Source organism: Flavivirga rizhaonensis, from assembly GCF_004791695.1.
In the GTDB taxonomy this organism is placed as follows: domain Bacteria; phylum Bacteroidota; class Bacteroidia; order Flavobacteriales; family Flavobacteriaceae; genus Flavivirga; species Flavivirga rizhaonensis.
The window spans coordinates 83121-109175 of sequence record NZ_SRSO01000007.1; the positions used below are offsets into that span (position 1 = coordinate 83121).

16 protein-coding genes and 1 pseudogene are annotated in these 26055 nt (G+C 30.8%); 13 read left to right on the forward strand and 4 right to left on the reverse strand.

Translation table 11 applies throughout. The features are described from left to right. Positions 1 to 15 precede the first annotated feature (15 nt). The 5 genes from EM932_RS06790 to EM932_RS06810 all read left to right on the forward strand — a co-directional run bounded on the left by EM932_RS06790 (position 16) and on the right by EM932_RS06810 (position 9739). The gene (locus tag EM932_RS06790; protein ID WP_211344263.1) at positions 16 to 3003 is read left to right on the forward strand and encodes a DEAD/DEAH box helicase; all 2988 of its coding nucleotides are present in this window, start codon (positions 16 to 18) and stop codon (positions 3001 to 3003) included. Positions 3004 to 4459: 1456 nt separating this feature from the next. After that, positions 4460 to 6634 carry a hypothetical protein gene (locus EM932_RS06795; RefSeq protein WP_135876429.1) on the forward strand — a complete coding sequence of 725 codons (2175 nt, stop codon included), beginning with the start codon at positions 4460 to 4462 and terminating at the stop codon, positions 6632 to 6634. A gap of 1 nt (position 6635) precedes the next feature. Next, positions 6636 to 7187 (forward strand): hypothetical protein, encoded by a 552-nt coding sequence (locus tag EM932_RS06800; protein ID WP_135876430.1) that lies wholly within the window; start codon positions 6636 to 6638, stop codon positions 7185 to 7187. An 8-nt stretch (positions 7188 to 7195) separates the two neighbouring features. Continuing rightward, positions 7196 to 9118, forward strand: coding sequence for a hypothetical protein (locus EM932_RS06805; RefSeq protein ID WP_135876431.1), 1923 nt, complete (start codon positions 7196 to 7198; stop codon positions 9116 to 9118). A 27-nt stretch (positions 9119 to 9145) separates the two neighbouring features. Beyond that, positions 9146 to 9739 carry a hypothetical protein gene (locus EM932_RS06810; RefSeq protein WP_135876432.1) on the forward strand — a complete coding sequence of 198 codons (594 nt, stop codon included), beginning with the start codon at positions 9146 to 9148 and terminating at the stop codon, positions 9737 to 9739. Between the two features lie 127 nt (positions 9740 to 9866). Here the strand turns inward: EM932_RS06810 and EM932_RS06815 are convergent, their stop codons facing one another. Both EM932_RS06815 and EM932_RS06820 read right to left on the reverse strand, forming a co-directional pair. Next, positions 9867 to 11471: an ATP-binding cassette domain-containing protein gene (locus EM932_RS06815; protein WP_170179746.1), complete on the reverse strand. Its 1605-nt coding sequence runs from the start codon at positions 11469 to 11471 to the stop codon at positions 9867 to 9869. Beyond that, on the reverse strand, positions 11452 to 12498 hold the full coding sequence (locus tag EM932_RS06820) for an ABC transporter substrate-binding protein (protein WP_135876434.1): 1047 nt from the start codon (positions 12496 to 12498) through the stop codon (positions 11452 to 11454). Before EM932_RS06820 ends, EM932_RS06815 begins: the two co-directional genes overlap by 20 nt. A gap of 1204 nt (positions 12499 to 13702) precedes the next feature. On the opposite strand from EM932_RS06820, the pseudogene EM932_RS06825 reads away from it, so the two are divergent. Further along, a pseudogene (locus EM932_RS06825) lies at positions 13703 to 14580 on the forward strand (IS982 family transposase). A 122-nt stretch (positions 14581 to 14702) separates the two neighbouring features. Here EM932_RS06825 and EM932_RS06830 read toward each other — a convergent pair. Further along, on the reverse strand, positions 14703 to 15806 hold the full coding sequence (locus EM932_RS06830) for a Fic family protein (protein ID WP_135876435.1): 1104 nt from the start codon (positions 15804 to 15806) through the stop codon (positions 14703 to 14705). 76 nt (positions 15807 to 15882) lie between these two features. Beyond that, positions 15883 to 16161, reverse strand: a complete 279-nt coding sequence (locus tag EM932_RS06835) for a helix-turn-helix domain-containing protein (protein ID WP_135876436.1) — start codon at positions 16159 to 16161, stop codon at positions 15883 to 15885. Positions 16162 to 16772: 611 nt separating this feature from the next. On the opposite strand from EM932_RS06835, the gene EM932_RS06840 reads away from it, so the two are divergent. The 7 genes from EM932_RS06840 (at position 16773) to EM932_RS06870 (ending at position 26007) form a co-directional block, all read left to right on the forward strand. Further along, the gene (locus EM932_RS06840; protein WP_135876437.1) at positions 16773 to 18368 is read left to right on the forward strand and encodes a hypothetical protein; all 1596 of its coding nucleotides are present in this window, start codon (positions 16773 to 16775) and stop codon (positions 18366 to 18368) included. Between the two features lie 11 nt (positions 18369 to 18379). Continuing rightward, positions 18380 to 19732, forward strand: coding sequence for a hypothetical protein (locus EM932_RS06845; RefSeq protein ID WP_135876438.1), 1353 nt, complete (start codon positions 18380 to 18382; stop codon positions 19730 to 19732). Between the two features lie 6 nt (positions 19733 to 19738). Beyond that, positions 19739 to 19975: a hypothetical protein gene (locus EM932_RS06850; RefSeq protein WP_135876439.1), complete on the forward strand. Its 237-nt coding sequence runs from the start codon at positions 19739 to 19741 to the stop codon at positions 19973 to 19975. A gap of 137 nt (positions 19976 to 20112) precedes the next feature. After that, a complete protein-coding gene (locus EM932_RS06855; protein WP_135876440.1) occupies positions 20113 to 21075 on the forward strand; it encodes a hypothetical protein in 963 nt (320 codons plus the stop codon). A 13-nt stretch (positions 21076 to 21088) separates the two neighbouring features. Next, the gene (locus EM932_RS06860) at positions 21089 to 22012 is read left to right on the forward strand and encodes an esterase-like activity of phytase family protein (protein ID WP_170179747.1); all 924 of its coding nucleotides are present in this window, start codon (positions 21089 to 21091) and stop codon (positions 22010 to 22012) included. A 482-nt stretch (positions 22013 to 22494) separates the two neighbouring features. Beyond that, entirely contained in the window at positions 22495 to 24648 is a 2154-nt protein-coding gene (locus EM932_RS06865; protein ID WP_135876442.1) for a S8 family serine peptidase, read from the forward strand. A gap of 24 nt (positions 24649 to 24672) precedes the next feature. Beyond that, positions 24673 to 26007, forward strand: a complete 1335-nt coding sequence (locus tag EM932_RS06870) for an MBL fold metallo-hydrolase (RefSeq protein WP_135876443.1) — start codon at positions 24673 to 24675, stop codon at positions 26005 to 26007. The last annotated feature ends 48 nt before the right edge of the window (positions 26008 to 26055 follow it).

Sequence of the window (26055 nt, forward strand, 5' to 3'; positions counted from 1 at the left end):
TTTTCCCACCGAAAAATGAAACTCGAAGAACAAATACAACTCATAAAATCCTTATTCAAAGGGCGCGATGATGTATTTGCATTGCGATGGGAAAAAGGCAATAAAAGCGGTTATATGCCTGCCTATCATTATGATCCTTACATGTATCGCCTACACAAGCAAAAAGGAGGCACATTCAAAGACTATAAAGATAAAACCTATTTAAAACTAGACGAGCATCAATTATCAAAACACCTAAAAGGCGAAAAATTTACAGGTATTTATCCGCTTTTAAAAGATAACACCTCTTGGTTTATTGTTGCCGATTTTGATAAAAAGGATTGGCAAAAGCAATCAAAAAAAGCTATTCAAATTTGCCGAGAAAATAAAATACCAGCCTATTTAGAGCGTTCTCGTTCAGGGAACGGCGGACATGTTTGGGTGTTTTTTGAACGACCATACCCAGCTACAAAAAGTAGAAAGATTGTATTGAAGTTATTTGAGCAAGCAGGTATTTTTTCCCTATTTGACAAAAACACAAGTTTTGACAGATTGTTTCCAAATCAAGATTATTTATCAGGTAAGGGGTTTGGAAATTTGATTGCTCTCCCACTTCAAGGAAAAACCTTAAGAAATGGCAATTCTTGCTTTATAGACCTTGAGACATTTACTCCTTATCAAAATCAATGGCAATTTTTAAAAACCATCAAGAGAGTTTCGACTACTCATTTGGATAGCGTTTTAGAAAAATTACCTAAGCAAAAGGAGGTCACAAAAGCTCTTTTCAAAAATAATATTTCCGATGCTGGAAAATTACAGATTATTTTAAAAAACAGTATTGTAATCCATCGGAATAGCTTAACCTCTCCAATAGTTAATTTCCTTAAAGACCAATTAAATTTTTTCAACGCTGATTATGCGATTAAAAAGAAAGCAGGAAGAAGCACTTGGAAAACGGAGCGATATTTTAAACTTATTGATGAAACTGAAAACACTATTGAAATCCCAAAAGGGTTTATCGGTCAACTGATTCGGTACTGTAAACAGCAACATATTGATTATGAATTTTTAGACCAAAGAAAACAGTTGAACAATGTTGGGTTTTTATCCTCAATTCAATTGCTAAAGCACCAATATCATCCCGTAGAAATAGCATCAAAAAAAGATTTTGGAATTATTGTCGCACCACCAGGTTCGGGAAAAACTATCGTAGGACTAAAAATTATCGAGCAAAAGAAACAACCAGCATTAATCATTACCCATCGAAAACAGATTGCCGAACAATGGATAGATAGAATTGAAACGTTCTTCGGTATTCCAAAAAGGGAAATAGGCAAAATCGGTCAAGGAAAAATGAAAATCGGGAAGCACATAACGGTGGCATTAATCCAAACATTGGCGAAGAAATTATCCAATGAGAATGATACTAAAAAATTAGCATTCTCCTTTGGCACCATTATTATTGACGAATGCCATCATATTCCAGCCAAATCATTTCGAGAAGTTATTCATCAACTCGCTCCCTATTATCAATATGGGCTAACAGCAACACCTTTTCGGAGAAACAATGATGAAAAACTATTGTTCGTTTATTTGGGAAATATCATTTCTGAAATCACACCTCAAGAAATAGAACATTACAAAAAAGCAAGAATAGTAATTCGAGAAACCAATCTTAATATTCCCTTTAACTCCAAAACTGACCATTTTGAAACACTTTCCAAAATATTAATCCACGATTCGGAAAGGAATAGATTGATTTTAAACGATGTTGAAAATGAAATAAATAATGGTAGAAAAGCAGTAATCATCACGGAACGAAAAGAGCATATTCAAACATTGTATCAATATCTGAAGAACCGCTTTGAAATTATTCCAATTTCCGGCGATGACAATGCTACTTCACGTACCATAAAATGGAAAAGCATTGAACAGGGTAATTATCAAGCCATTATCACTACGGGACAATTCTTTGGAGAAGGGGTGGATATCCAAAGCATATCCTGCTTGTTTTTAGTTTATCCCTTTGCCTTTAAAGGTAAACTAATCCAGTATATTGGAAGAGTACAACGCTCTGAATTAACACCTATTATTTATGATTATCGAGATAAACAAATTCTGTATTTGAACAAGCTTTTTTTAAAAAGAAACGCTTATTATCGAAATCTAGACAGACAGGCTACGCTATTTGATGATTTAAAAGAATTCACTGAAGACAAACCAAGGCTAAGCGATATTGATAAAGTTATAAAAGTTGCAATTAACGACTTAGATTTTCATTATGGAATGGTCTGTTTTTCATATAAATTATCAAACCAGAACTCGCTTGAATTTGAAATCGAAAATGAAGAAATGCTACCTGAATTTGAAGTATTGAAACCTTATTTTTCTAAAATTTTAAATTCTAAATCGATTCGTGTTCACATTCAGGTTGGATATGAAAATGGTGTAATTGTTTCACAGATTGGTACTTCAGAAGACATTGACCGTATTAATAAAGAAATAGTGGATAGTGTGAAATTTCAATTTGTTGAACAACATTTTATCAAAAACCAGAAACCTAAAAATGAAGAAAATCCAGATGAAGTTTCCATAATGGTTGGAACTTTCTTTGGCTCGGAAGGCAATCTCTTGGAAATTCTATTGAAGAATAACAGTTATGTTCACCAAGGACAGCTTTTGTACTTAGCAAAGAATCATGAATATGAAAAATTGAAAATCAGGTTTGTCCTATATCCGTTTTCATTTGTATTCTTATTGGAAGGCATACAGAAATATCATATCGTTTTAGAAACATTAGATACTAAGGAAGCTACCTATGTTTGGCACCTTTCCAAAGAAACCACTCAATTCAAAAAGGAATTGGAGCTAATAAATCAGAAACTGAATTGGATTCGCAATAATGGCCGTCAATCGTTTTTAGAAACTGAAAAAGAAAATTTCAGCAAAATCATTCACGACTATAATAAAGATAAAAAAGGGTTCTATAAATGGAAGAATGCTTTGGAGGAGCGGTTAGTGTAATATTGATAAAACATCTATTAATAAAGTCCAATTTTATTTGGTTCTGAATGTTGTTATTTGGTATCATTTAGTTAGATTTGTTACTTAGAAAGCGTAAAACGCTCACATTGATGTCTTAATTGATGTCCTATTTTGGAAATTAAGATATAAAGTACTGGTATATAAGGGAATGTGGATAGGGTTTTAACTCTGCCACCCCGACGAACCTAGAAATAGGTCAAAACAAAACACTGTTAATCATTTGATTTTCAGTGTTTTTTGTTTTTATGCATTTTTTTTGATGCTAAATAAAACCATTTAAAACCAATAAAAAGGTGTGCAATTAGGTGTGCAATATTTCATCAAAAATGTACTAACTTTATGAGACTTTGAAGCGTGATTTGACTTTCGTATTTGCAAATTATTGTTTAACCAAAGTCACGTAAAATGAAGAAAGAGGCTCCGCTGACCTTTAAATTTTATCAGTAATAACAAGGGTTCCCGCTTTTTAAGTTTCCTTAGGGTAACTCATAGGGTAACCACTTTTTTAAGTAGCAAAATGTTCTATTGTAAATTAACGAAAATTATTTTAAAAGATAAATTTATATTTTAATAAGACCTTTTCTTGATTTTGTAATGATTAATCATTGGATAATCAGAAATTTAATAATCCAATAAGCGCCAATAGTTGTACTATTAGGAGAAGCTTCATATTTAATTTGGATTGTAAAAAATACAAAGCAAAGTAAGGACTATATTAAATTGACTTTCCCAAAACTCCAACACCTATTAGACTTTTTCCAGTGAAATTAAGTGTTCCCATTTTTTAAAATATCAAATGTTCCGATATAAAAAGCGAAAAATTATTTTCAAAACGAAATGTGTTCTTAGATTTTTTCATGTTCAATAACACTTTAATTAATAGTTTGAGTTCTGTTTCCGCTACCAATTGAGGCCCAAGAACATTTTGCGTTTGAGTATTGTTTTTTTTAATTATATTTGAATGTGGTAATTAAAAACTGACATTTGGCTTTTGTTTCAACTAATAAATAGTATGAAACAGAAAATATAGGTAAGTAATAAACTGAAAAGTTAGTGCGTGAAAATCCGTTATTTTTGATAAATAACTACGTTTTAGTGAATGAAGAATTCAAAAAAAATTGACGGACTAGTCAATAACGTGATGCAGAATTTTTTTGACACTATAAATTATCAGTACAGCAGATTCACTCATGAGTGTAATGGGGTCGATTTCATGTATGCTGGACTAAAAAAAGCAAATTTAGTAAAAATTACTATTAACATTTCAACTGCGATAATTATTCCAGGTGAGATACAAACTTCTCAGCTAAGAAGGTATTTGGGACTATTTGAATCAATTGTTCTTGATAAATTGACTTTGAATAGATTTAGTGAATATGATTCAAGTCAGCTAAACTAATATGCAAACTACTAGAGCCTAAATCTAAATATATTAATGATGGAAATCGGAAAATGTTTACATGAGATTGCGAAGGAATATCGAAATTTAGAACCCATTATAGCTAGGATGAGGCAAAATCCAGAATTTAAAGCCAATACTTTTCTGCCTAACCCGCTATTACCAATTGCTCCAGCGATTGCTTATGGATATAGACCAAAAACCTGTCTTGATGCTTTAAGGGAACTTGAAAAGTACGAAATTTGGGCTGGTAATAATAAGATTAAACAAAAGATTACCAAACTCTATACAGAGGGTTTTGTTAAACAATTTGATAATAATAATGTAATATGGATGGGTTGGAATTATTGGCAACCGTCTGGAAGGCTTTATGAAAAGGATAAAAGGAATATACAACTACTGTGTGCAGATGATAAAGAATTTGCAGACTTTATAAGAAACAATGGAGAGCCTTCTATGGATATGGGAGGAATTGGATTAAACAAACAATTTTTTATTAATCATGGAAGAACAAATATACAAGGTAATGAAGTAATAGATGAAGATAATTTATCGGAAGATGTCAAATTATGTAGAAACTATTCTGACGGTGTATGGGATTTGTTATTTACGAGAAGCATAAATTATTTTAGAGAAGAAAGAAACCTTAATACGGTAGTTGATTTCATACGGGATCAATATCATGAATACCTAAACCATACTACATTTGAACAGAATCATGACATCCTTAAACCAATTGAAATTATTTTTGACCCTAGTGATGCTATGAAACCTAATGAAAGTACAGATATTCATTCATTTGTCATGACTTTAGATGAATTTGATTGCTTTTGGGGTTTTATGTTAAAGGAATATTCATCATCAGATTTAGCTCAGCCTGAAGAATACGATAATGATGCAATAGTTAGTAAACTCATAGCAACTTGGGATAAAATTTCGAAAATGATTCTCAGTGAAATGATTAATCAAGATGTTCTGAATATCATTACGAGATTTGCTAAAAAGTTAAACATTCCTAAGGATAGATACGACGAAGCCTATATAATTTTACAACACTTCTGTCTTCTCAAAAAATTTATGTTCGCAGATTGTCAATATGTAATTCCAATCGTATTCGGTAAACAAGTAAGCGTAATGTACCTGTCTTTTAAAAAGCCTATACCTCTTCCGATGGATGCTATTGAAGGATGGATGTCTATAGCTTATCAACTGTTTTCTTCATTATTTATTGAGCATTTATCAAATATTCAAAATTCATATAAAGCAGAACAGGAAGCTGCTACTCAAAGAGAAATGTTAAGACACGCATTGCCAAAATTTGTTTTTAAACCATTAGAATATTTTTTAATTGATATCTTAAATACAAGTAATAATTTTGAGAAGAATAAAAATAAAGGCATTGAAACCATTGTCAAGAATACTGAAGCCGCATGGTTTCTGTCTGGTATTGGACAACAGCAACTAAAACAATATTCTGAATCAAAAGAAGCTATGAACAATGGTACTAGAGCAAACCTTAGAGGTATTTGTGAAACACTTGAGCAGGTTTTTGAAAAGGTAAAACCACTTTATATAAATGGTTTTACTGACCAATATGATGGTGTAAATAATAAGAATATACTTACTGAACTATTCGACACGTTTAGAAACAAACCAAAAAGTGGGTCAATTAGAGAGCAATTAAATAAGGACGAGCATATAACAATAGAGAAAGGTGAATATATTGAACATGAAAATGCTTTTGTTATTGGTAACGAAACGATTATCACAATGCATCTTTGGAATATTATTGAGAATTCACTACTCCATTCAGAAATTTCAGTGTCAGATGGTATTAAAATAGCTATTGAAATTTCAGAAGATGAAAGCAAAAATTCATGTTTAATGCTTCAATTTATATGTACTAATCCGACAATGGATAACGAAATTCTTCAAATATTGAATGGACTCTTTAAAAAACCATCCAGCACACAAGAATTTGAACAAATAAAAAATAAATTAAAGATAATTGCAAATTCAAAAATTGATCAATCTGGTTTCCAACATGAACATAGAGGAAGAGGTTTAATCGCTTTTGCTCAATATCTCAATGAATTATGGGGTTCAACCGAACAAGATGATCAATACGAAAATAAAAATATCTTTGGAGAATTCGAACTTAATAGCCTATATCTAAAAACGAAGTTCTATTTTCCGAAATCAATGCAATAGTATGGCAAGTAAGAATAAAGAATATCAGATTTTATATATTATCCCAGAAGCGAATTCCGGACTCGTTAATATGGATCCCTTAATCAAGCAACTATGGAATGAATCAATTATAAACATAATACCAGTCAAAAATAAAACATCAAATGAATTGCCACATCTCTACTTTCTTATTAAGAAAGTAATTGATTCGTACAAATTGAACTTATATAATATTGTTATTATTGACGCTTTTTTATTACCGAAAAAAGAAGGAGTCATAAATAATTGCAAGTGGAATCCATCAGAAGATAATATGGACAACTTATTAAGTTTTAGCTGTAAAGATAATACTTTATTAAGTCTTCGCCTTACTAGTCTATTGCGCAGAAAGTTAACAAATTGCCCATTATTAATGGTTTCAACAGATAATGTTGAAATCTCACCATGGAACCTTTTCGAACTTTCTAAAGCTTTTAATGATCGCAAATATTGTACACTATACAATTGGAAAGATGAAAAACTTTTATCCAATTTTAGATCACTGTTGAAACCAAAATTATTAAATGGAAATTAATATTCCTAATGACAAATATAATGGGTAACGAGAAAAAGTTAAAAGTTGTTTTGATTGATAATAATCCACTTGATAGAGCCGTAATTGATGCTGTTTTCAATGCTGATAAGACAACCTTTGAATTACGTTATTCTTGTAGTCTTCTTGACAATAAAGTAGTAAGAGCAATTGGTTTGAACGATTTAAAAATCATTCTGGAAAATTCTGATTTTAAAGAATATAAACCAAATATTGTACTATTAGATTTAGCATTAACGTCCCCTGGTTTGGATACCTTTAGGGATTCTGATTTTACCGAAGAATTTTGGAAGGGTGGCTTATTCGCTTTATCTTCAAAAATTCTTGAATTGAAAAATATTATTGAACCGATTAAAATTGCCTCAATTTATTTTGGAGGAATTATTAATAAAAATTCTTCAATTAATTATAATAATTCAAAAGAGATAATTGATAAATATAATGGTCAAAATATAAAATCCGCAAATACGAAATTGGATTCCGCAGAGATAGAAATAATTAATAAAACAAGTGATTTCTATAAAGAGTCCTTAAAAATAGAAAGTGAAATACATTCATTAATAAAAACTTCAAAATCCAATACAAATCTTCAAAACAAAAATAGAGAATTAGAAGAAAATGCTAAATCTTTTTTCAGGGAAGTTTACTCTGATCTTTCTGAAATAACAACAACTTTAACTCGTGCACCAGAACTGTTTGAGATGTTTTCATTAATAGCCTTGTATCCTCAAATTTGTTTTGGTATTATTTCGCATTTTGCCTCTATTCATAGAAAAGAGGTGTTGAGTATGATTCTATCGTTTAGATATCCATTATCGAAGCAAATTAAAACAAAGATTTTCTCTCCATTGATTTGTGATAAAGCTCATCTATTTGGGCTTAATAAAGAAACATATACGGAAAGATTGAAAGAAAGTTACATTGACTGGAAAAAGTATTCACATGAAAAATACTATTTAGCACCCTTTTCTAATATACCAGTGGTTAAAGTCTCAAATAAGAAAGAATTTAGGTTATTTGAGTTTTTAAGAGAAATTAAAAGTGTATTTGAAAAATCTGATAGACTTGTAATCATTTTTGATGAAACGGAAGTATTTATTAATGGATGGTCCAAACATCCAAATTATGATAACATCAATGATGTTCTTAGCACTAATGGTAATGACCATAAATTCGCTATGACTTTAAACTGGAGTCAACCTCTTAAGTTAAAAATATTGAAGGATAAATTTAATATTAAAGAACATACAAAATATTTTAATAGTTCTTTCATTATTTACGTTCCTTCGATTGACATAAGTGTGAGAGAATTTTATGCAGATTTATCTGATCTTTCAAAAAATATTGAAAGTAGTATCGAACCAAATTCTACAGTTTTAGTAATTAGAGGTAAAGAGAAAAACTTTAAAAAAAACCTTATTAGAAAAATAACTTCTGGAGGTGATAAAATTTCAATATATGAGATTCCGAAGTATGTTGAAGATGGTGATAAAAAACTAAACTTTAAGCTCTTCGATTCAATTATATTAAATACACTTTTAGCGTATGATACTAAAGATAAAATATATAAAGTGTTATTTGCTAATGATATTAATAGGTTACAAGACAATTTGAGGATTTTTGACTTTTTATCATTTGAAGATTATTTACACAAAAAATGTGACGGTGAAGTTTATAGAAATATTATTTATACAAAAGAATTCATGCTCTTTAGAAAAGAAATAATTAATTCCAATTATTTTAATAAATTAGATAAATCTCCAGAAAATTTCTGGCAAGACTTTTGGAAAAATATTTCGAATATTTTGGAATCCAGAATAAATAAAATCGAGAATAGTTCTGAAATAACTAATAGGATTTTGCTGAATATTCTTGCTGATTCAAAGGTCGGAGACTCACCGCAAATGAAATAATTATTTAAAGATTAAAAGTTCATAAAGATGTCTAAAAATTATCACTTAACACCATGGCCTCTTGGGGCAATTTTAAGAGAAGCGCTAGCAATTATTGGAGAATTGAGAAATGTATTATTAATGTTTCTAAGCTCCATCATTTACCTTGTTTTTGTTGATTATCTGCATAATGATTATAATTTCGGCGAGTCTCTGAAGAAAATTTGTTTATGGTTTATAGGTGAATCGTATAGCTCAGTTAATATTATCCCTTTGGAATTTACTTGCTTTTTTTTAATTAAGCTATTAAGTTATTTTTTCTTTGGTTTAGCTTTATATATTATGTTAACATCATTAAGATCGGTTGCAAGTGCTATTGAGAAAGGAGATAAAGACAACAATAAAGTTAGGATTGAAGTGCATTCATATGATGAAGGATTAAAATTGTTGCGGAATAAAACTGAAATAATATATAGTAACCCGACAAAATCAAAAAAAAAATTGTTTATAGGCATAATAATTACTATTCTATTATTATTTCCAATTGTAACTGGGTGTTTGGCTAAAAAGAATAAGACACCAAGTGAAGAAAACTTAAACAAATCAATTAGAGCTGTTGAAATTCCCCATAACTTATGGTGATATAACTCATATTGCAAATCCAGTATAAAGAACTATACGGGCTTTAGGCAGAGAAAAGTTCATTAGCGGTCAATTTTATAAGATAATCCAAAACCTAACAGGCTTATCCAAACTTAATCTTGTAATTTTAGTCATTCTCCAAGGCACTTAAAATACTCTTTTTTAAACCTACAAATTGTTCGGTAAACTCAAAACCTGAGACATCTTTTTCATTATTAATAATGAACTCTTTCTTACCTTTTTTCAGACCAACTATAACTTTATTTCCAATAATTATAGCCTCATTGATATCATGAGTAACAAAAACCGACGTTATTTTCCCATTGATTTTTTCATTAAAAAACCTCTGTAGTTTGTGTCTTGTAATAGCATCCAAAGCCCCAAACGGTTCGTCTAATAAAAGGAGAAGTGGTTTATTCGCAATGGCAGATGCTAGTGCTAATCGTTGACGTTGTCCACCTGATAAATTAGAGGCTTTTTCAGTTAATTTATCCAATAACCCGAAATTTTTAATCAAATTAAGGGCTAATATCTTATCTTCAATGGCCCGAATATTATTACCTATAATTACATTTTCCCATATTGTAAGATTATCAAAAAGTGCTGGTTCTTGAAAGACTATGCCAATTGATGATGATACCTTATCAATTTCATTTGAATTTAACAGGACGGTTCCTATACTTTGAAGATCCCCATTATTAAAATGACCTATTGATTTCAATAATGTGGATTTTCCTGAACCACTTTCACCCACAATTGAAAGAACAGAGCCAGTTTTCAACTCTACATTGAAATCATCAAAAACTTTAAAATCTGAATACCGAGCTGACAGGTTTCTAATTTCCAAATCGGCTGCACTCGTTAATAAAATTTCTTGTTTATTAGTGCTAACTTCAGTTAGCATCTTAATTTTTTTAATTATGCTTTTCTTTTTAAAGTAATATCGAACAGAGGAGAGCATTTTCCAAGTTGACGAAAGAATAAAATCATAGGTAATACCGAGAAATGAGAACACTAAAATTGAGGCCATCATTATATCGTCTCGTGCCTGATCAGAAGCCCTAAAAATCCTATAGCCAATACCCTCGCTCCACCAATGACTTGCCGAATATTCATATACTCCACTTAATTCCGCCACAGCGACTACAATTAAGCCTAAACTTAATGACGTCCTTAGGGCGGAAAGAATCGAGCTATTAATATGTGGAAGCATTATTTTAAATATCCAAGATATTTTATTAACCCCTAGACTACGAGATCTCCAATATATCATTTGAGATACTTTTCTCGAACTTTCGTGGATTACAGCCCAAGTGACGCTAAATGAAGCCCATCCTATGATAAAAAACTTTCCTGATTCTGCTAATCCAAATATATATATAACCAACGGCACGAGGGCTATGAAAGGGACGGCTCTTAAAATGAGGATGAACCCTTCAATAAAAGTAGCAATAATCTTATTTCGTCCCGTTATAATTCCAAATAGAATACCGAGAGAAGACCCAACTGACCAACCAATTATCCATCTAGCACTTGATACGGATATGTCATGTAGCAAAATACCTTCATTAAATAAGAATTTTAATGCAATTAATATTGATCCAGAATCTGGTAAGAAAAACGCATAAGAAAGAAATTCAATAAATATAAATAATAGGATGAATCCTAATATAAATTGAAATGCCTTTTTAAATTTCACTAGTCCTATTATACTATTTAACCCTAGTTTCATCAATTTCTTTAAGAAGTGATTCATCGATGAAGACGGAATAATCTTTTGGCAAAACTATTTCTGGCTTCAATCCTTTTAACCATGTGTATTCAGATTCAATCCATTCTTCCATTAATGAAGTATTTAGGTAAACTTCAAAATTGGTCGTATTCATGAAGTCATCTAAATCACCTGCTTCTAGATTAAGCCATTGCTCTAACTTTCTTTGCGAGCCAGTTTTGTTTTCTTTAATTAATTCACTAGCTTTAATTAAGTCTTCCAACATTTCAACTAACTCATCTCGATTGTTTCTTAACTTTTCTTTAGTTGTAACAATATTAAAAGCTAATGTGTAAAGTGTGGAATCCAAAAGCACCTCTCCTTGTCCTCGGTCTTGATATTTTTCTATTTTAATACCTTCCTTATATTCTTTTTTTGCCTGGGTTATAAAAGGATCCCATAAAACTGCGGCTTCAATGTCACCGCTAAGTACTAATCTTTTAAGCTCAGCAGGCTTTCCATTAACTCTGACAACGTCTTTTTCAGAAAGGCTGTGCTTCGCCAATAGTCTAGAAAGATATATTTCTCCAACAGTTCCCAATACAACACCAATTTTTTTCCCTTTTAGGTTTTCATAATTTTCGGAGATTTTTGTACTGCGGGTGGTAAATATTCGCACCCTATGATTCGAAGTAATAGTCGTTGCTAAAACAATCGGGTTATATCCTGCAGAAGCTAAATAAACCACAGGTGTAACTGCAATCGATCCAGCTTCTGCGGTTTCTTTTCCACTTCCTCTCAATGATGCGACTATATCTGGACCAGCTGGTAAAGACATTAAATTAAATTTGTAACTGTTGTCATCATATAGATTCTCAAGATAAGCAAGGTGACTTACCGCTGAGTAGGCAATTGGAAGTTCCCCAAAAAAGAGTTCTTCTTGTGATTCAGAAACTATTAAATCCTTGTCCTTGTTTAATTTTTTGCATCCTAGAAAACAGATAACTGCTAAAAGTGCTATCAATAATATTTTGCTATATTTTTTCATATCTAAATTTTTTTATTGGCTCTATATTTTTTATCCACTTTAGATTAACCCAGTGATCAAATTCAAGATTTGCCAATGAATTGTAGCATTACATAGGCTTCAAGTCAAAGAAAAAGGCAGTCTTATTTATTTTCTCATTCTTTTCGACATAAACGATAATGTACGTTGTCAAACGAAAGTGGATTGAGTTGGCTCTAAGTTAAGATATTAATTTAACATTTTGGTTAAGTAATTTTTTCTTTGTTTCTGTATTGTTTTTTCGTTTGTGACCTGTCTTTGCTTAAATAGGTGCGGTAAGGAACATAGCTTATACTTTTTAAATGTGTCTATTTGATTTATCAATTGTCCATAGTAAAAACTAAATCAATAATAAGTAGAATATTTAATAATTTGATGAGGATACCTCCTCTAATTGACCTCATGATTACTTTTGGTTATGGATTAGCTGCTTGATTCTCTCCAAGAGGAACTTTTGGAACAATTATTTCGCCTCCGCAACAGAGCGAGACTTTAATTTCATCACTTTTGTTAAGTCTTTCAATCTTTTACATATTAGTTGAATTTCTGGGTTCTGTCCTTTAGATTTACAATCTGATTATTTAGGAGAAAAGATATTGTTTGGACGAGAGATATCTAATAGAAGATTCATAACTTCTATTTCGTAATAATTAGAAAAAAGAATGGGGTGAACTATGGTTCTGTCTAGGCGAAAGGACTTCGATGCGAATTAGTCCCAATTCACATCTGTCAATAATAAATTTAATTAATCAAATTATGTAATTAATGAATGGAATGATTAAATACAGTTATCCTAGGATTAATCATCTGTTTCTTAAAAAAAATTAAAGATAAAAAATATTTAGATGAGATAGAACCAAATATTATATATAGTATACAATTATATCTGTCAAATTGTGAAACCCTTTTATAATTATAAAATGAGATATTTTTACTATAATGGTTAACATATTGCAACCTTTAATTTGGTATAATCGAAGTCTCCCTCCTCCGGAACCCATATAGTTTTTGCAGTGATATAGGATTTAGTTTTTCAAGAGAGCTAAGGGTAACTATAATTATTTATTTTTATCTTAGAAAACGCTAAATTATTTTATTAAAACCCGTTGTGCATTATGATTTAAAAGAAAAAAGTTGTTCATCTTACTGATAATCAGTAATTTGTTTTAGCTATAAAACATTAACGATGAACAACTTAAATGCAAATTACGAAAGAATATTGGAAGTATTAAGAGAAATATCAAAAGAACAGCTTTTAACTTACCAAAGGCGTCAACCAAAACTTAGCGACTTAGAACTCATCAGTTTGAGTTTAACAGCTGAATTTATGGGAATAGATAGTGAAAATGACTTGTTTAGAAAACTTCCAAAAGCGATATTAGAAAAAATAGAAAGAAGTGTCTATAATAGAAGAAGGCGAAAACTAGCTACTAATCTCAATAGTATTCGATTAACATTAGCTTCTTATTTCAATGAATTTGAAGACTATTTCGTCGTAGATAGTATGCCTTTGAAAGTTTGTAAATTATCACGAAGCTCTCGTTCAAAGATTTGTAAATAAGATACTTATGCACTTCCAGATAAAGGTTATTGTGCAGCACAAAGTTCTAATTATTATGGTTATAAACTACATGCAGTTTGCTCTGTAAATGGTATTTTTCAAAGTGTTGATTTGAGTCCTGCATCTGTACATGATGTGAATTATCTCAAAGATATTAAAGCCAAATAAGTGATTGTACCTTAATTGGAGACAGAGGGTATTTATCAGCAGAAATACAGCTCAATTTGTTTGAAACCTGCAACATAAAGCTAAATACACCTATGAGAAGCAATCAAAAAAATTATAAAAGGCAACCTTATGTTTTTAGAAAAAAGAGAAAAAGAATAGAAACATTGTTCTCCCAATTATGCGACCAATTTATGATAAGACGTAATTATGCTAAGTCTTTTCAAGGATTTAAGACTAGAATCTTATCTAAAATAGCTGCTCTAACAACCATTCAATATATTAACAAGTTCGTCTTTCATAGAAATATAAACAATATTAAAATTAGCATTATTTAAAATGCACAACGGGTTATTAAAATAATTTAGAAATTTAATTTTTTAGATTTCTTAATCTAAGAAAGGTGTTTTTTTGACATACAAGGAGCATTGTAGAAGGTTTATTACTCTTGTACTAACAATTAAAACTTGATTTGATAAGATGTACTTCGACCATCCCCCTGAACTTTAAAAACACCTAACTCTAACAGTTTTTGTAAATCTCTCGTGGCAGTAGCTTTAGATGTCTGGGTAATGCGCATATATTTTTTAGCAGTCATACCACCTTCAAAGCCTTTTGGACCCTCTTGCAACATACGCATTATAGTTTTTAATTGCCTATCATTAAGTTGATTTTGGTAAATATCAAATAGTTTTGTCTTTTTTAATGTAAAATCAATCAAAGCTTCTGAATTACTTTGTGCTTGTAATATCACATCAATAAAATATTCTAACCAAGCTGTAATTTCGTTACTACTTTGTCCAAATTTCAAAGCATTATAATAATCTTTTCTCTTAACTTCTATAGCGACAGAAAGGCTCAAAAGTAGTGGATAACCAACTGTTTGGGATAATGCTTTTTCCGCTATAGCTCGCCCAACTCTACCGTTCCCATCTTCAAAAGGGTGTATCGTTTCAAAATACAAATGAGAAATCGCTGACCGTATGGGGGCATGTTTAATTGGATTACCTCCACTGGGAGAAGTCTCATTAAACCAATTGATGAAATTCTCCATTTCTAAAGGCACTCTATCAGATGGTGGTGCTTCAAAATGCACCGTCGGTTTATCTATTCTACCCGATACCACTTGCATGGGTTCTTCGTGGGTACGCCATACTCCGACATTAATATTTTTAACATTGGGAAATACCATTTTATGCCAATCGAATAGCTTTTCTTTGGTTAAGGCCTCAGCATAACTATTTTGGACATCTGTTATCAATGTCGCCACACCTTTGGCTTCTTCATCCTTAACCTGTTCTACTTTGATATTAAGACCTAAATTATTTCGTATAGAAGAGGTAACATCTTTTCGACTTAGATATTCGCCCTCAATTTCAGATGTTTTAATGGCTTCAGCAACTAGAATATCAATCGTCGTTTGCACATGGGCTTCTTTGGGCATTGTTTTTAGAATCCCACTAATACGACCAGATTTTTCAGCAAAAGCATATATTCGTTCTTCCAGCTTGCTTATATCATAGCTGAATTTTGTCCAATCTTTTTGTTGCCAATTATATTTCATGAGCCGATAATATTACATAATTGGCTCAAAAATACATAAAATAATGAGCCGATTAACAAAATTAATCGGCTCATACCTAAAAAACTTCCCTAGCATTTTTTTCTAAATATTCAAAAATTGAATTTTTATCATAAAGAATGATACGTTTCTTTGGTTGCGAAAAACGTATCTTTCCATTGTTACGTAATTCTTGCAAAGTTGTCTTGGATTTAATATTTAGTAATCTCATTGCTTCAACCTCATTAATCCATTTCCACTGTGCTTTTTGTTGTTTTGTCAATTTTTCATCTACATAACCTATAACCTTATCTATAAGTTTGTAAAAAGCCTTTTCTTCAACACAAATTACTTCCATAATTTTTCAATTTTAATGAAGTATAAATATAACTTGTATTTCTATAAATCTAAATCTATGTCCTTGTCTTCTTTATCGGGTATTAAATCAATATGACTTATCTCCCTCATCCGGAACCTCTAAGAATTTTACCTGTGATATTAAAGGGTTGCATTTTTAACATAACATGAGGTAACTAAAAAGGTAACTTAAAATTTTCCTTGTTTTTAGTTTGTCGAGAATCACTTAGTTTTTTTACAGTATATGCTTTCTGCGAACTAGAATCTTAAATATGGTGTAGCAACAAATAAAAATTTAACCTCAAAAAGTTTCTTCACGATTTTGATGTGACACTCATTATAACGACGACTTAAAGAAGAATTTGGATATGTAAAGAATAAATTATTAGCATTTTTTGCAATTATTTATTTTTGTGTTTAATTTCCTCTAAATTTTTAGTATATTTATATTTCAATCTATAATAAATGATTGTGTTTTCCTCCCTATAAAACCTTTAATACTAAACTTCTATTAATTACCCATTATCGGGTATTTTAGACAGTTACTTAGTACATATTTTTATACCAATATAATTCGGCACAAACCAGAACTGTATTTATCAACTATTATCTATGAAAAAACTAAAAAAAAATAAACCTTATGGAAAGTATAATACATATTATTTGCTGTTATCTTATATTTTCTTTTCTATTTCAACACTCACTTTTTCTCAAGCAGATAAGCCCCAGTCTGAAAGCCCTAAAACCACTTCTCAATCAGAAGAAGTCAAACCAAATTTTGGGAGGACACTTGATAATATAGAATTTGAGCTATCTAATAAGTATCAATATGTAGTTGATGTTAAATTAAAAGTTTTACAAAAAAAGAAATCCAAGGGCTTCTACAATTCACAAAATTTAGAGTTATATAAATTTTTTTTTGATTCTGTTCCAGAAGCTAAGGTTTCATGGGAAAAAAAAGAAGGAACAGATAATACCTATAAAACTGTTATACCTCCTTTAAAACCCAATAGATTTTATTTGTTAGAAACATATTATTATTCTAGTGGAGGTATGATAGCATTATTTTTAATGATGCACGATCAAAAAAACACAAATTGGTATACAGATAAAAAAGAATGGATGAATCTATTAACCAAGATAAGTGATACAAATACAACTATTTATAATGGACAAAAAAGACCTTTGCCTATTACATATGATCCTACTAAAGAAGAGCTCATAAGTTTTAAAAAGAGTATAGATAGTATAAAATTAACTCAATATGATATAACAGAGTTACAGTATATAGGTGATACAACCGATAAAGAAGAAATAAAGAAAAAGAAAATAGAATTAAAAAAAATTAAAGAAGACATTATTTCTAAGCTTGATAAAGAAGCAAAAAAAGCTTTTAAGCTTTTAAATTTTAGCGAAAATCAAGATAAATACTGTAATGACAGTCTAGTTGAGTTTTCTAAATGGGTACAAGGTAATACTACATGTTTTAGTGGAGAAGATGATGATATCAAATTTTCCAGTATCATGGGGGATTTTCTAGATTATATTAATATTTATAATTTTTATAAAAAGTATCTTTCAAGGCCTTTTGATGACCAAAGTATTGAAAAAGGTACCTTGAAAAGCTTTATAGAAAAGTCTATTAAAACAGAGAGGGAATTGTTTAATGATAGTGACTTTTTTATTCCAAGTTATTTACATCCTTTCGAAGAAATTATTGAGAAAAAAACTAAACCAATACCTTCTACCTATCCTAAAACCTTTAAAACAGCTTATAAGTTATCATTAGTGCCAGATTTTGGATATATAGGTTATTTGAGTGACAGTGAAAATACACCCAAAGGCGGGAATTTATTTTTAGGGGTTAACGTTTCACTTTCACCGTCCAATAAAGATGTCCCCCTAAGAATCTCTAGACTAAGTTTATGGCAGCGTTTGTCAATTCATACTGGTGTAACAGTTGGGTCAATAGCTGAAACTAATGTAAGAGACAATTTTTTTGGTAATTATTCGCTGTTACTAGGAGGTAGCTATAAAGTAATAACTCAAGGCACCAGAATTAATTTTGGTGGGTTATTGTATAATAAAATTGATGCTATAAATGGTAGTAAATCTATAGCCGTTCAACCTTACATTGGTTTGTCTATTGATTTAGAAATAAAAAAATGGCTTAAGACAGTTTTTCCTAATTTAAAAATACAACCATAATAAATATAAGTATGAAATATATATCACTTGTACTTTTCATTGTATTGTTTTCTTGTAATAATGAGAACGAATTCAGTCCTGAAAATTTAGATAAAATATTATCATTATCAATTGAAAATGATGGAGCATTAGCTAATGGTATTGAAGAAGTTAGGGTCGTGGCAGAGTTTCCTAATGATTTTACTACAGAAGATGATAAAAAAGTAGAATTTGAGGTTTTTAAGAAAAGCATTGAAACAATTAAACAAGATATAGAATTGGTTCAAGAAAATAGTGTGCAACGTAGACAAGCTAGTATTTTAATAACACATAATGAAGCAGATTCTTTAAGAGTAAAAGCAACTATTTCTGTAAATGATATTCTCATATCAAAAGACGTATATGTGCATTTTTCAGAAGTAAATCTAGATGATATAATGCAATTATCAATTGAAAACGATAATGCATTAGCCAATGGTATTGAAGAGGTTAAGGTTATTGCAGCTTTTCCTGATGATTTTACAACAGAAGAAGATGGAAAAGTCAAGTTTGAGGTTTTTAAGAACCCCAGCGAAACAATTGAACAAGATATAGAGTTAGTTCAAGAAAATGGAGTACAACGCAGGCAAGCTAGTCTTTTAATAAAGCATAATGAAGCAGATTCTTTAAGAGTAAAAGCAACTATTTCTGTAAATGATATTCTCATATCAAAAGAAGTGTATGTGCATTTTTCTGAAGTAAATCTAGATGATATAATGCAATTATCAATAGAAAATGATAATGCCTTAGCAAATGGAGTAGAAGATATTAGAGTGATTGCTAGTTTTCCAGACGATTTTACAACAGAGCAAGATGGAAAAGTAGACTTTCAAGTTTTCAAGAATACTCCCGAAAATTCTGCACAAGACATACAATTAGTTCAAGAAAATGGAATATTAAGTAGGCAAGCTAGCATTGAAATAAAGCATAATAAGGAAGGGAGCTTAAGAGTAAAAGCAACTATTTCTGTTAATGAAATTCTTATAACAAAAGAGGTAAATATAAATTTTTCAAAAGCGTATTTTGAAACCATAAATGTATCTAGCTCTACTTTAAAAGTGCAAGCAAATTTGTTTAATGAAATAGATATTTTTACCAAACTACTAAGAGATTCAGGTACAGTGAGTCTTAATTCTAAAGCAGAAACTGTTGTTAAAGATACTTTAGGTGAAGTTAGAGGGGTATTTAATAATTATCAAAACAAAACGGATTCTGAAGGCAAAATAACAAACAAGTTTACTTTGGGTAATGATGATTATGTAGGTAAGTTATTTGTTATAGGTACCTCTATTGATGAAATGAATGAAATAAAGTCAGATACATTAACTATATATTCACAAAATTAAAATGATATGAGCAATTTAAAAGCAAACTTAAAAAACGTTCCTACCGAGTTATTTGAAAAGATTGAAACACTTTTATCTGAATATGGATTAGATAATGCCAAAGTTACTGGTGTAGATATTACATCTAATAGTGATGTCTCAATAGCAAACGTAACCGAGGAAGATTGTGCAGAAGAGGGAAAAAAATTAAAGTGTAAGTATAAACCCAATGGTACATTAAAATGCTGGTGTGTAAATAGATAGTAGCATTCAACTTTAATTGACTAATTCATTTTTAATAAGCCCCTCTAGTATTTGTTTTTGAGGTGTTATTCTAGAGCTACAGCTGTTAATAGCATTGTTATTAAGACTTATAAACTAATTAAATTGATTGAGAAATTATGAAAAACATCATAAAGATATTCACTGTATTGTTAATTATTGCCTTAGCTATATTATCATTTGTTGATAGAACAATGTTTAATGATGAAACTGAAGTTGGAACATTAATAGATGCTAGAAAAGTTTTAATTGAAAATAAAGATTCTAAACACATAGACAGTTTAATAAATATCTTAGAGACTAAGATAGAAACGAATGATAAACAGATATCATCATCAATTGAAGGGTTGAGTTTAAAAGAAAAAAAACTAGAATTCAAGAAACATATTAAAGACTTAAAGCTTCTTAATAAAACCAATACTGAGAAGATTAACAAAATTATTGATGAGCTTGATCTTGAGGATAAAAAAGAAGAGATCAAAGCATTACTTGAGTCTAAGAATGAAGAAATTATTGATTTAAATTCTAGTAATTTGAAAAGTTTTAAAGATTCAAAAAATGAAATTGTTTTTAAATATGAGTCCTTTAAAATTAAAGACAAACCCAATATTTGGTTAATTATCCTCATTATTCTTTCTGCTGGAATAATAGGAGGTTGGGCCCGAACAAATTATTCTTTATTGGCACCTTTACAAAATAATATTGCTGAACTTGAAAAGAAAATGAAAGCAATTTTAGAGGAAATTAAAGGAGTGGATAGTGAGGCTAAAGAAGTTAGAATTAAAATGTTAACGCTTCAGGCTTCAGAGCTCAATGAAAACACAGAAAGTTTAGCCAAGGAAATAAAAAGTGTTCTTGATGAAATTCCTGATCCAAGCAAAAGAGTAAATACAAGTATAGTTTTTGGAGTCATAGCCTCTTCTATTTCTATTTTAGCTCTTAAACTTACAGATAGTCAAGTTCTAGATTTTGCTGATACTATTGACTATTTCATTCTATGGGCTTGGTGCTTATTGGGTGCAGTATATGCAAAAGACACACTTGAGAGAGTGTATAACAACAGATTTACAAAGAAGGAATAATAAAAAAATGAATATGAACAGAACTATACTAGTTGCAACTATATTTTTAAGCTTAGTAGCTCATGCACAGAAAAAAGTGCCATCAAAAACGTATAATCTTCATTCTGAATTTAAGTATCAAGTGGAAATTTCAAGTATGGATATTATTGGCAATACTATGTTCGTCCTGTCTGAAAGTTGTGAATATCTATATCAGTTTAATATTGATAGTCTCAATGATTCCAGAGAAAATATACCTAGTATGAAAGTACATTTACCCTTTTTGGGCGGCTCAGATGTAGAGGGTTTAGCGTTATTTGATCATTATGTGTTTTACATTAATGAAGATGGAAATAGTATTAAATCATTTGATTTAGAAACGTTAAAACCAGTGGCAATTAAACCTAATAAGATAAAGTTACCAAAAAACAACTCAAGCTATAGATTGTATACAGGTTTAGAAGGGATAGATATAAATAGTGAGCTTAGTATTTTATATGTTATTCAAGAAAGAGATAAGAAACAAGAAACATCTATATCGCGCCTTTTAGCTTATCGTATTGGTAGAAAAAACAATGAATTTGTGCTCACCTATTTAGATGAGTTAGAAATCTCTCTTGAACATGATTTTAGGTATTCTTCAATAGCTTTGAGTGAAGATTACAACTCCATTTTTTTAATAAGAAGTAAATTTATTAAGCGTTCAAATAAAGGGGAATATTTTATTGATAAAATAGATTTTGAAAGCACTAGTATGTTCAGTAATTCAAAAATAGATATGAGTAAAATAAAGCATTTTCAAATTGATAACAACAAAATTAATAATGCTAATATAGAAGGTATGGCACATTTTAATAATACACTTTATATCATAAATGATAATTTAGAAAGTGCTTCTAAAAATTGTTATAAATCTATAAATAAACCTACCTATATTTTTACTTTTAAGGATAAATAAACGTTAATATGATTTAAGATTTACAAGTCACAAATATTATATGTGAAATAGCTCTTTTAAGCCTATACAATTAGTAAAGTTTTGTTTCATAAATATTAACCAAATAACCAAAGACCCTTTAAATTTTTATCGATGTCTATTCTCATATTTACCCGATTTAAAAAAGTAGTAAACATTAGGGTTAGGTGGTTAGAATTTTAATAATCGTAGTATATTAAGAATTATGATAATCTAGTAAATAATAATAGCAAAGCAACACAAATTTTAAGAAAACTTAAGCCAAAGCTTGCTGTATATAAAAGTTCTGATAATAATGAAGAGATATTGGCTTTAGTTGAGCAAACAGAATCTCTGAGCAGTATCGTACAAGAAATTGTGCTCAATAATTAATATTTTTTGTAAAAAGGCAGGAGTAATGGAGAAAATGTATGTGTAAAATAAATTTATTAGTTAAATAGTACTAACTGAAATACCTTAAACAAATGTCAAATACTATTAAGTCCAAAGAGGAACTAGGGAATTATTCAAAGGTTTATGGTAAACTTCGTATGATTGCCAATGGTGGCAATGAAGTAAATGCCATTCGATCCATCACAAATCAGTGTATTGCAACAAGTGAGACGGTTATAGATTCGTCTACATTTTCTAATATTACCAATTTGGTAGCGCAAAAAATATCTTTGGCTTCAGACCTAGATTTTGCCCAAGAGAAGCACGAAAAACCAAAAGGTAAAGTAAAGAAATTGACTCTAAAAAAAGGAAGTCTTGCAGAAGACCCACCCACACGGGTAGAAGCCAATGTTTATATTGAATTAAGAGCAACTAGTTCCTGGGCTGATGTGGTTAAAGATTTAAAGAATTCAATTGATTCTAGTGTAATCAATCGTATTAAAAATATCAGACATTGCGGTAAAATTGTAAAAGCTAATGTCATTCTTGATGATCTTCAATTAATTTCTTCAAGTCCTAACATTGTAGGGATTGAAGGAACGCAATCCGTATTAACACCGCCATTAATTAATCTTGCAGTAGCCAGTAGCCCAAAACCAAAAGGTTTAGAACTGGATAATAATATACCAAATGTAAATAGTGCTAATGTAATTATCGGAATTATAGATGTAGGTGGCTTAGACTTTGCACATCCAGATTTTCTAAAATCAAATGGAGATACAAGATTTTTGGCAATATGGGATCAAGGGGGCGATCATAGACCAGAACCAAATAGGGTTTGGGGTCACCACAAAGAGTTTAAGGATTTCGATTATGGTAGCTTGCTTACACAAAAGAATATGAACGATGCTATTCAAGCGTCACCCAATATAGGAGCACCGATACATGATATCGAGCCACAATCACAGCAATTTCCATCGTCACATGCCACACACATGGCAAGTATTGCAGCTGGAAATACTGGGGTTTGTTCTAAAGCGGATATTGCAGGGGTATTGATATCTCTACCACAGGAAGATAATCATAGAACAAAATCATTTACTGATTCTTCAAGAATTTCAGATGCTGTAGATTTCCTGTTGGAACTAGCAAAAAAAGAAGGAAAACCAATTTCTATTAATATTAGTCTAGGCACTAATGGTCATGCACATGACGGAAGTGCTGCTGTTAATAGGTGGATAGATAGCCAATTAACACTCGATGGTAGATGCGTTTGTGTAGCTACGGGCAATGCAGGTCAAGAAAAAGGAGAAACACCGGATGATTTTGGATATATTATGGGGCGTATTCATACATCAGGGAAGATCGAAAACAAAGGGCTTTCGGTAGACCTCGAATGGCATGTTATAGGTAACGGATTTGTTGATGTTTCTGAAAACGAACTCGAAATCTGGTACGAACCCCAAGATCGCTTTTCGGTTATGATAAAACCACCTGGATCTGATTGGATCGGTCCTATTAAACCACAGGAGTTTATAGAAAATCAGCAATTGGATGATTTTTCATTTATAAGTGTGTATAATAAGATTTACCACGAAGCAAATGGCAATAACTACATAGGTATTTACTTAAGCCCTAATTTAAATACTAGTCAAATTGTTGGTGTTAAATCGGGTCTTTGGAAAGTTAGAATTATTGGTGATGAAATTCGTGATGGTAATTTTGATGCTTGGATTGAAAGGGATGATCCGGTTCGAAGAGTTCAAAACTTCTGGAATTTCCCATCCTTCTTTAGTGAAACAACTAATGTGGATAATAAATCTATAAACTCTTTAGCTTGTGGACATAACGTAATAGCTGTTGGGAATTTTGACACCGAAAATGATAAAATAAATATCACCAGCAGTCAAGGGCCTTCAAGAGATAACAGAAAAAAACCAGAAATCGTAGCCCCGGGAACTAATATAGTAGCGGCCAATGGTTTTAGTGGTCAAAATCAGCTTTGGACTGCTAAGACTGGCACAAGTATGGCAAGTCCATATGCCTGTGGAGTTGCTGGGTTGCTGCTGGCTAAACATGAAAAACTAACATCTGTACAAATTGCGGGTATCATGAAACGTACGTCAACACCAATTACAAATGAGAATTATGACTGGAAAAATGATACTGGCTTTGGTCTCATTAACATCAATGCTTGTCTAGAAGAGGCACAAAGATTTCTTGATTTTAAGGATATAACCGCGTAACGCATTAACTTAAATTATAATAAAATGAAACTCATCATATTTAGATCTTCCAAAGGAGATTCACTCTTAATCTCACACGCTAATGGCTCTGGAAAAAACAATCATATACTCGTAGATGGCGGTATGAAAGGAAGCTTCAAAAAAGCTGTGGCCCCTTATCTTAACAAAGAAATAAAAGGTAAGAATGAAGATATTGATTTATTATGTGTATCACATATAGACGATGATCATATTGTAGGTGTAATTGCTTTAATGGAACTCCAAGCAAAGTGGAGGGTTTTCAATCATCACAAAAGCAATCCCAATTCTACAGCAAATGTGAGAAAACCAAAAGATGCAGAGCCACCATTAATAAAATCAATATGGCATAATTCGTTTGCTGAAACATACGATTTGGGTGATGCACTCCCGCAAGTGGCCAACGCTTTGCAAAGTATAGAGCAAATGACTGCAGAACATTTAAATGATGTATTACTAGATAAAGTCAATCATAAAGCCACCAGTATTAAAAAAGGGATCACGCTTTCACAGCGTATCAGACCAGAGCAATTAAACATAGATTTAAATCCAGAGTATAATGGCAATTTGGTAAAATGTAATCAAAGTACCATATCTAAAAACGAACACAAAATTGGAGATATAAACCTTTCTGTAATTGGGCCGTTTCAAACAGATCTAACAGATCTCAAAGAAAAGTGGATAAAATGGGAAGAAGAACACCGTCAGGAATTACAAGAGTTTTATGTTGATTTAAGCATAACAGCTCTAAATCAACCATTAAGTAATGCCCAAATTTCGAAATTCTTAATCAATAGTGGTTCTATTACCGAATTAGGTGTTCGCAAAGATGTGAGTATTCCTAACTTGGCATCAATAATGTTCCTAGCCGAAGCTAATGGTAAAACTATCCTTATGACTGGAGATGGTCATTCAAATGATATTATAAAAGGGCTTAAAAAGAACAAGAAACTAAATAGTGATGGATGTCTTCATGTTAGCGTACTCAAAATTCAGCATCATGGTGCAGCAGCTAATATAGATGAGGATTTCTGCAGAAAAATAACGGCAGACCATTATGTGTTCTGCGGAAATGGTACGCATACCAATCCTGAAGAAAAAGTACTTGAGGTTATTATGAACTCTAGAAGAGGTTCTGTATCAGAGAAAAGTAAAAATTCCGAAGTGAATGATGCCTTTACTTTTTGGTTTAGTGCTAATCCAAAAGATCAACTTACAGATCACCAAAAAGAGCATATGGAAAAGGTTGAAAAGAAAGTAAAAGGTTATAAAGCAGAATATCCTAGTTTCAACTTTAAGTTTATGCCAACAAATAAAAATTTTCACAAAATAGAACTATAAAAAAATAATTGTTAATATTAAATGAAACACTTTCTAGCTAAAATTAGA

Excerpts from the sequence above, each read along its gene's own strand:
- EM932_RS06820 (WP_135876434.1), bottom strand. The coding sequence starts at position 12,498 with ATGAAAAAATATAGCAAAATATTATTGATAGCACTTTTAGCAGTTATC.
- EM932_RS06795 (WP_135876429.1), top strand. The coding sequence starts at position 4,460 with ATGATGGAAATCGGAAAATGTTTACATGAGATTGCGAAGGAATATCGA.
- EM932_RS06845 (WP_135876438.1), top strand. The coding sequence starts at position 18,380 with ATGAAATATATATCACTTGTACTTTTCATTGTATTGTTTTCTTGTAAT.
- EM932_RS06810 (WP_135876432.1), top strand. The coding sequence starts at position 9,146 with ATGTCTAAAAATTATCACTTAACACCATGGCCTCTTGGGGCAATTTTA.
- EM932_RS06850 (WP_135876439.1), top strand. The coding sequence starts at position 19,739 with ATGAGCAATTTAAAAGCAAACTTAAAAAACGTTCCTACCGAGTTATTT.
- EM932_RS06855 (WP_135876440.1), top strand. The coding sequence starts at position 20,113 with ATGAAAAACATCATAAAGATATTCACTGTATTGTTAATTATTGCCTTA.
- EM932_RS06870 (WP_135876443.1), top strand. The coding sequence starts at position 24,673 with ATGAAACTCATCATATTTAGATCTTCCAAAGGAGATTCACTCTTAATC.
- EM932_RS06835 (WP_135876436.1), bottom strand. The coding sequence starts at position 16,161 with ATGGAAGTAATTTGTGTTGAAGAAAAGGCTTTTTACAAACTTATAGAT.
- EM932_RS06840 (WP_135876437.1), top strand. The coding sequence starts at position 16,773 with ATGAAAAAACTAAAAAAAAATAAACCTTATGGAAAGTATAATACATAT.
- EM932_RS06800 (WP_135876430.1), top strand. The coding sequence starts at position 6,636 with ATGGCAAGTAAGAATAAAGAATATCAGATTTTATATATTATCCCAGAA.
- EM932_RS06790 (WP_211344263.1), top strand. The coding sequence starts at position 16 with ATGAAACTCGAAGAACAAATACAACTCATAAAATCCTTATTCAAAGGG.
- EM932_RS06830 (WP_135876435.1), bottom strand. The coding sequence starts at position 15,806 with ATGAAATATAATTGGCAACAAAAAGATTGGACAAAATTCAGCTATGAT.
- EM932_RS06860 (WP_170179747.1), top strand. The coding sequence starts at position 21,089 with ATGAACAGAACTATACTAGTTGCAACTATATTTTTAAGCTTAGTAGCT.
- EM932_RS06805 (WP_135876431.1), top strand. The coding sequence starts at position 7,196 with ATGACAAATATAATGGGTAACGAGAAAAAGTTAAAAGTTGTTTTGATT.
- EM932_RS06865 (WP_135876442.1), top strand. The coding sequence starts at position 22,495 with ATGTCAAATACTATTAAGTCCAAAGAGGAACTAGGGAATTATTCAAAG.
- EM932_RS06815 (WP_170179746.1), bottom strand. The coding sequence starts at position 11,471 with ATGAAACTAGGGTTAAATAGTATAATAGGACTAGTGAAATTTAAAAAG.